The organism is Calditrichota bacterium, from assembly GCA_013112635.1.
Taxonomy (GTDB): domain Bacteria; phylum Calditrichota; class Calditrichia; order Calditrichales; family J004; genus JABFGF01.
In genome coordinates, this window is record JABFGF010000006.1 from 236,110 (window position 1) to 248,400 (window position 12,291).

At 35.7% G+C, this 12,291-nt stretch carries 11 protein-coding genes; 5 read left to right on the top strand and 6 right to left on the bottom strand.

The window, feature by feature from the left end:
• Positions 1-12 precede the first annotated feature (12 nt).
• Both HND50_16295 and HND50_16300 read left to right on the top strand, forming a co-directional pair.
• Entirely contained in the window at positions 13-645 is a 633-nt protein-coding gene (locus HND50_16295) for a chloramphenicol acetyltransferase (GenBank protein ID NOG46804.1), read from the top strand.
• Positions 646-759: 114 nt separating this feature from the next.
• Complete coding sequence (locus HND50_16300) at positions 760-2,481, top strand: hypothetical protein (protein ID NOG46805.1); 1,722 nt, start codon at positions 760-762, stop codon at positions 2,479-2,481.
• A gap of 477 nt (positions 2,482-2,958) precedes the next feature.
• Here HND50_16300 and HND50_16305 read toward each other — a convergent pair whose 3' ends face one another.
• On the bottom strand, positions 2,959-3,333 hold the full coding sequence (locus HND50_16305) for a hypothetical protein (protein ID NOG46806.1): 375 nt from the start codon (positions 3,331-3,333) through the stop codon (positions 2,959-2,961).
• 149 nt (positions 3,334-3,482) lie between these two features.
• Between HND50_16305 and HND50_16310 the strand changes: the two genes are divergently transcribed.
• On the top strand, positions 3,483-3,695 hold the full coding sequence (locus tag HND50_16310; GenBank protein NOG46807.1) for a hypothetical protein: 213 nt from the start codon (positions 3,483-3,485) through the stop codon (positions 3,693-3,695).
• Positions 3,696-3,756: 61 nt separating this feature from the next.
• On the opposite strand, the gene HND50_16315 is transcribed toward HND50_16310, so the two are convergent.
• Both HND50_16315 and HND50_16320 read right to left on the bottom strand, forming a co-directional pair.
• Positions 3,757-3,999 carry a hypothetical protein gene (locus HND50_16315; GenBank protein ID NOG46808.1) on the bottom strand — a complete coding sequence of 81 codons (243 nt, stop codon included), beginning with the start codon at positions 3,997-3,999 and terminating at the stop codon, positions 3,757-3,759.
• A 337-nt stretch (positions 4,000-4,336) separates the two neighbouring features.
• A complete protein-coding gene (locus tag HND50_16320) occupies positions 4,337-4,762 on the bottom strand; it encodes a hypothetical protein (protein ID NOG46809.1) in 426 nt (141 codons plus the stop codon).
• 460 nt (positions 4,763-5,222) lie between these two features.
• On the opposite strand from HND50_16320, the gene pruA reads away from it, so the two are divergent.
• Together pruA and HND50_16330 are read left to right on the top strand one after the other, a co-directional pair.
• On the top strand, positions 5,223-6,854 hold the full coding sequence (gene pruA, locus HND50_16325; GenBank protein ID NOG46810.1) for an L-glutamate gamma-semialdehyde dehydrogenase: 1,632 nt from the start codon (positions 5,223-5,225) through the stop codon (positions 6,852-6,854).
• A gap of 215 nt (positions 6,855-7,069) precedes the next feature.
• Positions 7,070-9,406: a HEAT repeat domain-containing protein gene (locus HND50_16330; protein NOG46811.1), complete on the top strand. Its 2,337-nt coding sequence runs from the start codon at positions 7,070-7,072 to the stop codon at positions 9,404-9,406.
• A gap of 19 nt (positions 9,407-9,425) precedes the next feature.
• On the opposite strand, the gene HND50_16335 is transcribed toward HND50_16330, so the two are convergent.
• From HND50_16335 to HND50_16345, 3 genes are read right to left on the bottom strand one after another with little or no spacing between them, the layout of a single operon-like run.
• On the bottom strand, positions 9,426-10,181 hold the full coding sequence (locus tag HND50_16335) for a class I SAM-dependent methyltransferase (protein ID NOG46812.1): 756 nt from the start codon (positions 10,179-10,181) through the stop codon (positions 9,426-9,428).
• The gene (locus HND50_16340) at positions 10,178-10,948 is read right to left on the bottom strand and encodes a hypothetical protein (protein ID NOG46813.1); all 771 of its coding nucleotides are present in this window, start codon (positions 10,946-10,948) and stop codon (positions 10,178-10,180) included. The genes HND50_16335 and HND50_16340 overlap by 4 nt, the downstream gene beginning before the upstream one ends.
• Positions 10,941-12,125 carry a hypothetical protein gene (locus HND50_16345; GenBank protein ID NOG46814.1) on the bottom strand — a complete coding sequence of 395 codons (1,185 nt, stop codon included), beginning with the start codon at positions 12,123-12,125 and terminating at the stop codon, positions 10,941-10,943. Before HND50_16345 ends, HND50_16340 begins: the two co-directional genes overlap by 8 nt.
• Positions 12,126-12,291 lie beyond the last annotated feature (166 nt).

Below are 12,291 nucleotides of genomic sequence, written 5' to 3' on the forward strand. Positions count from 1 at the left end.
GAAAGTTGGTAAATGAAACTTGTGAACAAAGACAATTGGAACCGGAGAGAACATTTCGATTTTTTCTCAAAATTTGATGAACCCTTTTTTGGTATTACTGCAGAAATTGATTGTACCAGAGGGCATGCTTTTTCCAGGGAAAAAAAGATTTCATTTTTTTCTTACTATCTACATAATTCGTTAATGGCCGTAAATAAAATTGAAGAACTTCGTTACAGAATTAAAGAGGATAGTGTTGTCATTTACGATGCCATCCATGCGTCTTCAACAATTGGAAGGGACGACGGGACTTTTGCCTTTTCTTTTGTTGAGCATAACCTGGATTTTAGGCAATTTGATTCTGATTTAAAGAAAGAAATAAAAAAGGTTCAAGCCTCATCTGGATTAAGGTTTGTTGGTGGTGCCGAAAGAAAAGATGTAGTTCATTATTCTTCATTACCATGGAGTAGCTTTACCGGGCTTACCCATGCCCGAAATTTTAATACGGATGACAGTTCCCCAAAGATTACTTTTGGTAAAATGTTTACAAGGGAAAATAAAAAAATCTTGCCTGTTGCGATTTATGCACATCATGGATTGGCAGATGGTTATCACGTTTGCAAACATTTAGAAGTATTTCAGGAGCTGATGGATAAGGGATTTTAAAGCACATATTTTAATCTATTTAAGTTTACGTTTAGTTTTGCCTGCCTGCGGAGTTTCTTTTGATGTTAGGGTTTTGTAGATTGGATTCCATTTTTAATTTTCCCGGAGCTCAATTTGAAACCTAATGTATACAAATTATTATTCCTGATATTTCTGTTTAGCCCTTTGTATTCTCAAATAACTTTGACCGAAGTAATGTATGATCCCGCTACAAGTGAAGCGCATGATGAATATATAGAAATCTATAATTTATCAAATGACCTAGTTGATTTAACGGGTTGGCAGTTTTCAGATTCTTCAAGATTTATTGAGTTGATTGATGCCGGTAATGGAATACTTCTCCAGCCTAAACAATACGCTGTAATTCTGGATGGCAGCTATTTTGGAAATTCAACGACTTACGAGGATGTCATTCCTGATTCAGCATTAATAATTAAAATTGATGGCAATAGTTTTGGACTCACAAATACAAGCTCAAAATTGATTTCTTTGATTGATTCATCTGGATCAAAAATAGATTCATATCGTTATGCTACCGGACATAAATCGGGCCATTCCGATGAGAAAATTATTATTGATTCTGGAAATGATCCATCCAATTGGGAAGAAGCTTTAATTGAAGGCGGCACTCCCGGTCAGCGAAATTCAGTCAATCCTTTTAAAACAGATCTTGGTTTGGATAAAAATGCACTTAGTTGGTCACCATCTTTCAATGTTACCAAGGATCAGACAATTCATTTTAGTCTTGCAATCTTAAATACAGGATTAAACATGTTTGACGGTCCATTGACAATTCAGGTCTTTATTGATTCTGAAAAGGATTCCACTTATTCAAGCGGAGAAGAAATTGTTTTTGAAAATACAGCTGCAATTCAAATTCCTGCTACAGAAGAAATAATAATCGAGTTTAATCATCAGTTTACAAACGCCATCACCTACAATCTCGTTGCAAAAATAGAAAGCAGTTTTGATACCAATCTCCAAAATAACTTTGCTTTTGCCTCTCTATATATTTTGGATAACAGCACAACATTGCATATTAATGAAATTAAATTTTTAACAGGTCAAAATGAACCGGAATGGATTGAACTTTATAACTCTGGAGACGAGGCTGTTTTGCTGACGGGCTGGAGTATTGCAGACGAAAAGGATACTGTATCTATAGATTCTTCTATTTTCATATATCCGGGTCAGTATAAAATTTTTGCGGCAGATGCGGGGTTAGATACGCTCTTCGATTTGGAAGACTCGCTAATCGCTGTTTTGCCAAAATTGCCAAATCTTAATAATGCTTCGGATGTGATCTATTTAATTAATCCTCTTGGCGGTTGGCTTGAACAGGTGCCTTACTCTGAGGATTGGCTGGAAGGAGAGGATTACCGCAACCCTTCTCTTGAAAGAATTAACAGCACACTTAACGCACAACAGCAGAAAAACTGGGGGCCATCTGTAGCAGAAAAGAATGCTACACCGGGAAAGGTAAACTCAATTTATGTTGCGCCGGAAAAAGAATTAAAATCCAAACTGCAAATATCACCAAATCCTTTTTCCCCAGACAGCGATGGCAAGGATGATCATGTTGTTATAACAGTTGATGCTCCTGAAAATACGGCGCGAATAAAAGTTGAAGTTTTTGATATACTGGGTCGAAAGATTCGTACCCTGCGTGATAATATTTTCAGTGCTCAAAATACATCACTTGTTTGGAATGGAAAAGACGACTCGGGTAGAAAAGTAAGGATGGGTATTTATGTTATTTTTGTGCAAATTCTTAATGACTGGGAAGGTGTAATAAAAGAATTGAAAGAAACGGTGGTTGTTGCTAAAAAGTTGTAAATTTGGTAAAATATTTGAGTGGGAGAATAAAAAAAATATGCACATTTTCATTCAAAATTAATCATAACCTGGCAGATGGTCATCATGTTTTTAGGAATCTTGATGTTTGCAAAACTAATGGAAAGAGATTCATAAAAAGCATTTGTTTATGGTTTAAGGGTTAATAATATAATCACCTAAGGTAGTTTCTTTCTTATTGGGGCTTTGGATACAGTGTTTTATTTTTACTTTACTTTGAGTTCATTTGAAACATTTCTTATCAAACTATTCATGCTGTTGCGTTCCGAAATAACATTTTCTGAGGTAATATATGACCCAGCCACGAGTGAAGCTCATAATGAATATGTAGATATTTAAAATTTGTCAATGGCGTTGTGGATTTAGCAGATTGTCAATTCTCTGATTCTTCCAGATTTGATCTTTTGATAGATGCAGTGCAGAAGATGCTTCTAACCCAAGGCAATTGTTCAATTAATTTCAATAATTTTTAGCATAAATAGCTTTTTTTATAATGACATTCCAATTTTTTTCTAAAAAATAAGTAGCCATTAAGCGGCTAAATTTTAATTGTTTATTAGGTTTATAAAGAATATTTTTTTTGGAGGCAATTTCATAAAATAATGATGAGGATAAAATAATATCAGAAAAATTTTTATGGCAGTCTTTTTTTGTAATGATTGGAAAAGAAAAAGTTGTTCCATTATTAAGGCAAGCAATATACTTTTTTACTAAAACGCGTAGTTGAGTTACAAATTCAAGATATGCAAAGTCCATGAGTTCAGCGTGGAATTTGTTGTCACAGTATTCTTGAAGACCTTCCTGTCGAAGTTCTGACAATTCAAGAGGACTCATTTTAATTACCCCCACTAATTCCTTTATAAATTTTAATTCCTATATAAGCAATACCTGTAGATGAAACTAAAAGACCTAATCCCAGAACGTATTTATAGTCGAAATAAATATGGTTAATTTGAAGAGCGCCTAGTTCTAAGAGTAAAGAAATGAAAACAAAAAAAAGATTAAAACATATTAATAGTATGATTCGAAAGCATAATCCTTTTGCATACCTGCTCAAAGGAGGAAAACCGTTTTCGATTAAATCTGCACTTTTTACAAATACAGAGTACATTATTCCGAAAACAGTAAATAAAATTGCTTCTAATGCGAGGAATGCCGCTAGTGACATTCTTAAAAATTCTGAATCCATAACGTAATATAAGTAAAAAAAATAACCCGTCCAATAACGGGTTAAAAAAAGTTAAAATAAGGAAGGGTTTAAATAGAATGGCATCTACCTGCTAGGGTAGAAAAGTTGGCTTTAAATTTATCGTAATATTCACAAACACTTTTTACAATTACTTCTTTTCCACTTGACTTTACGAACTGTTTGTTAAGCCTATCAACTTCATGAACGTAGTGTGTGGTTAACTGGGATAAAGCTAATTCTAAATCTAATTTTTGTCCCTCCTTGGACTTTGTATCCATAATTACTTCTCCTATTTCACTATCTACATTCATTATAATATCTCCCAAACTTTGGTCTATTGTAAAAACGCACAAAAACCTAAAGTGTTTTCAAAAATGACTGATTTATTCTTTAAAAAACTATTATTTTCCAATAGTAGTGGCTTTTCTTAGAATTATCTACCTAAATCTTATATTTTTAAAACAAAAAACATGCCAATTATTTAAGTTGTGGACAAAATATAGATCGATAATATTCAAAGAATAACATTATTTTCATATTTGTAAAATAATGTTACACAATTGTATGATTTTCATCAAATCTCTTAAACTAACTATTCGATATGTTTTCTTTTAATGCTAAATAAACTTCATTTCAAGTATTCAGGGACTATAATGTTTCCGCATGAATTTCGTCTTCAAAGTTTTTTGAAAGCTTTTTTAAATATATGTGTTGATCCAAAACCTTTGAAGTAAGGCGTAGGGTGTTCATTTGTCCTTTTATTGTTTTTAAATAACCGCTATCAATAAAATTTTGTAAAACAGGATCGAATTCTTCGGAATTTTCATATATTTTATTTTGGATAATTTTTTGGTAAAAATAATCGCGAGGTATTGTACCTTTTTTTTTGTCTCTAAAGGTGTAGGCCATTAAAATGGCTTTTGCATTTATTTCTTCTGTAATAAGCATTTCAAAATTACAGGAATAATGTCTCCCATGTTTAAAGATAATATCATCTTTTTTGCTTAGTTTGACTACCCTTTGTTGTGCAGCTGGTTCTCCGATTTTTAATTCGGTGGCAATCTCTTTGACCAATGGTGAACGCAACAGCTCATGATGTAAACGGACAAATGCTATTAGCGTTTCAGATTGAGTTTCAGTAAGCGCTCGGCTCATCTATATAAGTCTTCTGATTTGAAAGGAATAATAGCTATTATAATAACTATTATTTATACTATAATAAGTAATAGTATAAATCGATAATGGCAATGTAAGGTAGTATTATGATATATGCAAATTCAATCGGCAGTCTTCATATTTGCATTATTTTTTAACTTAAGTGTTTTGGAAAACATTTACTATAATCCAAAGGAGTTTATCTACTAGCGCGACGTTTCCATTTCTGCGATGTGTATTATGGTTTGTGATTGTTGCTAAAAAGTTATGATTCGAGGTTTTTTATTTCTTATATTATACAGTTATTTAATTTCAGGTTGTTTCTTTTACAAATTGAAACAAATCAATATTAATAGATTTATTTTTTTAGGAGAGCAAAATGTCAAACGCATATTTCTTAGTTCCCGAACCGGCAAATGAGCCGATCCTTGGGTATGCGCCGGGCAGCCCGGAAAAAGCAGAGTTAAAAGCTAAAATGGCCGAAATGGCCGCACAAAAAATTGAAGTGCCGCTTACTATTGGCGGGGAAGAAATAAAAACAGGTAATACAGCAGAAATGCTGATCCCTCATGATCATGGACATGTTTTGGGTGTTTATCATAAAGCGGGTGAAAAAGAAGTAAATATGGCAATTGAAGCAGCATTAAAAGCACGCCAGGAATGGGCGGATATGCCTTGGGAACATCGCGCTGCAATCTTTTTAAATGCTGCTGAATTACTGGCTGGACCATGGCGTTCAACAATAAATGCCGCAACAATGTTAGGACAATCTAAAACAGCCTTTCAGGCGGAAATTGATTCTGCGTGTGAGTTGATTGATTTCTGGAAATTCAATGTACATTATATGGCCGAACTGATGGCTGACCAGCCAATGTCTTCGCCCGGAGTCTGGAACCGCGTAGAATATCGTCCTTTAGAGGGATTTATTTTTGCAGTTACTCCTTTCAATTTTTCCTCAATTGCCGGCAACCTACCAACTGCGCCTGCTATGATTGGAAATGTGGCATTATGGAAGCCAGCATCCAGCGCTGTTTATTCTGCCTATTATTTAATGAAATTACTTGAAGAAGCAGGTGTGCCTAAGGGTGTGATCAATTTTGTACCTGGTTCCGGTGGTCAAGTTGGCAACCCGGTTATGGCCAGTCCGGATTTAGCTGGAATTCATTTTACAGGATCAACAGCGGTTTTTCAGGGAATGTGGAAAACTGTAGGTGAAAACATCTCCAATATGAAGTACTATCCACGCATCGTGGGCGAAACAGGTGGGAAGGATTTTATCTTTGCCCACAACTCATCTGATGTTGATGCTTTGGTTGTTGCAGCCTTGCGTGGTGCCTTTGAGTACCAGGGACAAAAATGCTCAGCGGCATCTCGGATGTATATCCCCAAATCAATTTGGGGTGAATTTAAAGACAAATATGTGGCCGAAGTAGCTAAGATAAAAATGGGTGATGTCTCTGACTTTACAAACTTTATGGGTGCTGTTATAGATAAATCGGCATTCAGGGATATTACCGGATATATTGATTATGCCCGTGAAGCCAGTGATGCAGAGTTTATTACCGGTGGTAAATATGACGATTCAAAAGGTTATTTTATTGAACCAACTACAATCGTTACAACTAATCCAAAATTTAAAACAATGGTTGAAGAAATCTTTGGTCCGGTTATGACTATGTTTGTTTACGATGATGAAGATTTTGATAAAACTTTGGATTTATGCGATACAACTTCTATGTATGCTTTAACCGGAGCGATTTTTGCTCAGGATCGAGCCAAGCTTGTTCATATGGCCAATAAGCTGAAAAATGCAGCAGGTAACTTTTATTATAACGATAAGCCAACCGGTGCTGTTGTTGGTCAACAACCTTTTGGTGGTGGGCGTGCATCCGGGACAAATGACAAAGCGGGAAGCGCGATGAACCTTTTGCGTTGGATGTCTGTAAGAACAATGAAAGAAACTTTCGCGCCGCCAAAGGATTGGACATACCCATTTATGGGCGAAAAGTAAATAATTAAGATTATTAAGTAAGGGAGTCAATATCGGCTCCCTTTTTTGGTTTTCGAGCTATTTGGAGGGCACAAGTGTTTTAAAATTACAAAATAGTGACTCTCCTAACACTATCACCAATCTGACCATCTCTTTTCCATTATCCCGCATAAATTCTATTCTTAAGCCTGATTGCCGAAGATAATATTATTCAGTTTAAATTATATTGCGGTGTAATGGGTTTATTTGAGCCAAATGTTGAAAAGCTAAAAGCAAAGCGCAATTCTAAAGCTTTAATCAAAGCACTGGAAAGTAAATCTACAGAAGTCCAGATTAAAGCGGCGCGTGCTTTAGGTGACCTATATGTAAAAACGGCCGTGGATGCTCTGCTTGTTGCATTAACGGATTGGAACGATGATGTACAGATTGCAGCCGCTGAAGCATTGGGGAAAATTGGTAAAGAAAAAGCCATAAAACCTCTTATTTATGCCCTTAAAGAAAAAAATCCACGTTTAAAAAAGACAATAATTTTTGCCCTTGGTGAGATTGGATTTGATGCCATTCAACCTTTGATTGAGTTGCTAAATGAATCTGAAGGAAAAATGCAGGAGCATGTAATAAATGCCATTATTGAATTGGGTGAATCAGCTCGCAAATCAATCAAATTAAAACTGTTCGATCATAAAACAGAAAACCGTCCCACATTGCTCAAAGTTTTTGCAAAAATCGGGGATAAGGAATCGATTGATATTTTATTAGATATTTTAAATACCGACCCGGAATATGATATGCAAAAAGCTGCTGCCCAGCATCTTGTAGATCTTGGCGAAGCAGCAGTGCCAAAACTTTTAGAAACGGCTATGCATCCCGATAGTGACCTGCAATTAATGTTGGTTATTCTCAGTCAGATTGGAGATAAACGGTGCCGGGAGTTCTTTATTGAAAATATGCAAAGTTCCAATGCTCGTATTAGAATGATGTGTGCAAATGGCCTGGATAAATCCGGTTGGCGACCCAGGAAAAATGAAATAGGCGTTTGGTATTTAATTGCCAAACAACAATGGCCAAAGCTGGTTGATTTAGGTCCGGTTTCGATAACCCCACTTGGGAAGGTTATAGATGATAAGGATGATACTATCCGAAATGCTGCTCTTGAAACCATTGCGCGTGTGGGGCAAAAAGGCAGCGACATCTTAATAGAATCCCTAAATGACAAACATGCCGAGAGCCGTTTACAAGCTGCAGCGGCACTTGGGAAATTGTATGAAAGAAATGCAATACCTGCTTTAAGCAAGTGCTTGAGCGATGTGGATGCAAGGGTCCGCCGGGCAGCTGTAGAATCCTTGGGTAAGATCGAAGATGAGGAGTGTATTAATCCGATAATTATGGCTTTAAAGGATGATGATGCCAATGTCAGAAAGACAGCCATCCGTTATGTAAGCCATTTTAATGATCCGCGGGCTCTGGAGCTTTTTATCCCAATGCTAGGCGACCCTGTTCCTGTAGTTTCTCAGGAAGTAGTTAAAGCCTTGCTTATTGTTGGCAGCAGCGCGTTTGATGCACTGGTTGATGCATTGGAAACCTCAAATACAATCACAAAAAGATATGCTGCTACAACACTTGGACTTATAAAAGACATAAGAGCAGTACCACCGTTAATTGCCCAATTAAGCAACAACAACTGGGTTGTTCGCCGGGCAGTAGTTGCGGCTTTGGGTGAACTGGATGATAAACGGGCTTTAACTGCTTTGTTAAGTATGCTGGAAGATGGCAGGGATGAAGTTGCGTTGGCTGCATCTAAAGCTTTAGCGAACATTGGAGCTCCTGCTGTTTCCGGATTATTATCATACCTTATTGGACGTAAGAAAAATCAATATGCTATTTTAGCCCTTAAAGATATGAAGAGTGAATCGATAAAACCGCTTTTAAACTCTTTGCGCCATGATAATACCCAAGTTCGTAGTACGGTTGTAAAAGTATTGGATTTGATTGACTGGAAACCGGCAAAAGATGAACAGGGCGCTGCATATTGGATTGCCAAACAGGAATGGGATAAAAGCGTTGAGATTGGTGAACAGGCTGTAGAACCGTTGATTGATGTTCTTACAACGGATGAAATGTGGCACCGAAAAGCTGCTGCGGAAAATCTCGGTAAACTAAAAGATGATAAAGCAGTTGACTACCTGATCCAGACATTGAGTGATAAATATTGGAATGTCCGCGAAGCCTCAATGCGATCACTTGTAAAAATGGGGCGCAAAGCTGTGGAGCCGTTAATAAATGCAATGTTGACGGGCAATAAAAATGCATTTGAAAGTATTACAGCTACTTTGGCAAATATCGGGGATAAGCGGGCTGTGCAACCTTTAGAGTATGTTTTGAAAGACAACCGTCAGTTTGTTAGGCAGGCAGCAGTTAAAGCCCTCGAAAAAATGGATGCGATAAATTCAAACCGGCGTTGCCAAAGCTGTGGTAAACCGGTTCATAAAAGTTTAAATCAGGGTGATTATTGCCCATTTTGTAATGTTCGTTTAACAGCGAAAACAAAAGATGAAGAGGTCAGTGTAGCATAACTCTCAATAGCCCATGTTTTTATTTAACTTTTTTAAAAAGGTAGTTTGGGTTTTTCATAATTAATTCATAATCAGAGTGCGCCTCAACTTCTTTTGCAACTTGCGAACTTCCAAAAATACCTCCATCAGCTGAATCATCTAATAGTAAAAAACCACCGTGTCCAAGAAATATATCAGCATTTTGAAAATCTTTCCGGCATTGTTCATAGCTATGATCACCATCGATATAAACAAATGACAATGGCCCACCTAAGCGGCTCTCATTGCCAAAAATATCGCGCATTGCCGAACCTTCTTTCCAATAACTAAAAAACAGGTTTGATGATAAATGAAAGCTCGCCGGCATATTATGAGAGCTGAAGAACAAGGCATTGTTTTTAAATTGGCTTTTTGTAAAACGGACGTAATTTTCACGTCTGATATTTTTGTTCCCTCCAACAATTTCCATATATGCCTCAAGATCGCCATCTTGAATTCCTGATGGATTCTTATCAAAAAAACCTTCATAACTCCAATCATCGCAGGTAAAAATTTTATTAGGCTTATTATTTTTATCGAGAAAATAACGAAGAAGGATAAAACTAAGACCGCAAAAAGAACCAATCTCTAAAACCGGCTTTTTAGATGAAAGATGTTTGGCAACATATTCAAAACTTTCCAGGTTCCCCGTTTCCAGCATACCTGGAACGGTACACAAAATCCTCTGAGTAAACTCATCCAACTCAAGATTTGTATTTTTTCCACTTTGCAGGATTTTTTTTATAATATTCTTCAAGCGCCGTCCAGATATAATTTTTTAAAAAGTAAATCGTTTTTCAGATAATCTAAAAATAATTGTTTCTGCTTGCGATTAAATTCTTTGCGCCAATAGCCATAACGGCCTTTTCTTAACAAGTGGTTTTCAAAACGGTCATTAGTAATGCTTGCCTGATTTTTTTTATTCTTGAAAGATTGGCGGTTGATTGTTTCCTGGATTTCCATATCTGTTTTGTTTAGAGATAAATAATTCAAAATCGCGCTGCATTCATCGATTGGATCAGCCACTAACTTCTCAAATTGAACAAACAAAGCCTTATTTGAATGATAAGGCAGATAATGTTTTTGCCATGAAACTTTGCACCATTTATCTAACGATTCATTTCCCTTCAATACTGCTTGAACCATTTGTTCTTTTACAGTTTTTGTACCTTTTACAAGATTGTACATCTTACTTAGGATTGCTTTTATTCCCCGTAGGTTGTAATCATGTGCGAAAAAGTTGGTCCCGGAAACTACTACGTCCCGAGGATCGCGGATTAAATAGATTATTTTGAAAATACTCCCGGTAGAAACCTGATTGAGTTCATCATAAATATGATGGGATTTGTAACATGCAAATTCCGATTCTCTGTCAGCGCCCTCGATTATAGGTTGGTCAGGATCATCAAATCCCCAATTTCCTTTGATTGGGCATTGTAGCAAATCCGCAACGAGCCGTGTAAGCCAGGTTGTACCACTTTTAGGATAACCGACAATAATAATGTTTTTAATTGATTCACTCATTTTTTGAAATAGTTTTTCTATATTGCCAAAATAAAATGATAAGAAGCCAAATCCCGGCGCTTTTAATAAGTAAAGCTCCTAAAACACCAAGTTCTGCAATTAAAAAATACCCTGCAAACAATTGAACCATCAAGACTGACAATGCAAATTTTGCAACAATCTGCTGCCGATTATTTTTATAAAAATCATTAATTAATAAAATGTGAATAAAAACCGGTTGAATTGCAGTAAACCCAATAAAATAATAAATCTCTGGAAAATCAATTCCATAAATAATGGAAATAAACAAATAGACCGCTACAATTATAAAGACAGCAAAAGCAAATCCATATAAAAAAGATTTTCTTTCTATTTTTCGTCTGGTTCTGTCACTAATTCGAAATAGGTTTTTTAGATATGGGTTTATTAAAAAAGTTGCAGTTAAGGGTGCCAGGGCTAGTGTTCCGATTAATATGTGGTACTTTCCTAATTCGATTTTTCCTAAAAAGAGCGCAGCAAAGTAGAGATCAATTTTTGAACGTAATGTGCCTGATAGAGCCGGGATAAAAAACGGAATGGATAAAAAAAGGATGTTAAAACTTATCTCAAAACTCAGGCCTCTTAATCTTTTGGAATAAAAAGCTGTGTAGCAGCTTGCTTTTAATAAAATGGAAATAGTAGAAAAAGCCAAAAGTAGATAGAGGGTTAAAGAATTTCTATAAATGAAAACGGAAGCAATAAAAATCAGCGAACTAATTGAATCAATTAAAATCGCCGTTTTAAAATCGCGGTTATACAGAATTAAAACTTGAAAAGAGTTAACAATGAAATTAGCAATTAGCCAGAAAACAAAAATAATCTGAACTTTGCTATCAAAGGGGAAAAAGAAAATAAGTAACAGCGTTGGAGCTAATAAAACCAGGCGGCTCAAAACATTTGAAATCCATTGTTGATAAATCTGGCCCGGATTGAGACTGAAACTTTTAATTAAATAATCTCGGCTGCCGAAAGATGTGAAGATAAGTATCAGGCCGGCCAAAACCAGAATTTGAACATAGCTTCCCCATAATTCCACATCATGATAGCGTATAACAATAAGTGAAATAATAATCTGACTAAGCGGAGTAATAAGCTGATTTAATCCGTAGCTTGATATAGTTTTTAATCGAGAAAATTGTTTTAAAAGATTAGTGGACATAAAAGATTTTAATTAAGATTTCTGTTTTAAAAATATGTGTTTTTAGTTTACCAAATAAATATTTATTTGGGGAATAAAGTAAAAGCCACTAATGTTCTTCTTGCCAGATTTGCTTTTTATGTGATCAAGATTAGATTTACCTCCTTTTAACAACTTTGAGAAAACC

Coding starts and splice junctions, on each gene's coding strand:
- HND50_16305 (NOG46806.1), bottom strand. CDS start 3,333: ATGAGTCCTCTTGAATTGTCAGAACTTCGACAGGAAGGTCTTCAAGAA.
- HND50_16330 (NOG46811.1), top strand. CDS start 7,070: ATGGGTTTATTTGAGCCAAATGTTGAAAAGCTAAAAGCAAAGCGCAAT.
- HND50_16310 (NOG46807.1), top strand. CDS start 3,483: ATGAAAACAAAAAAAAGATTAAAACATATTAATAGTATGATTCGAAAG.
- HND50_16315 (NOG46808.1), bottom strand. CDS start 3,999: ATGAATGTAGATAGTGAAATAGGAGAAGTAATTATGGATACAAAGTCC.
- pruA (NOG46810.1), top strand. CDS start 5,223: ATGTCAAACGCATATTTCTTAGTTCCCGAACCGGCAAATGAGCCGATC.
- HND50_16345 (NOG46814.1), bottom strand. CDS start 12,125: ATGTCCACTAATCTTTTAAAACAATTTTCTCGATTAAAAACTATATCA.
- HND50_16295 (NOG46804.1), top strand. CDS start 13: ATGAAACTTGTGAACAAAGACAATTGGAACCGGAGAGAACATTTCGAT.
- HND50_16340 (NOG46813.1), bottom strand. CDS start 10,948: ATGAGTGAATCAATTAAAAACATTATTATTGTCGGTTATCCTAAAAGT.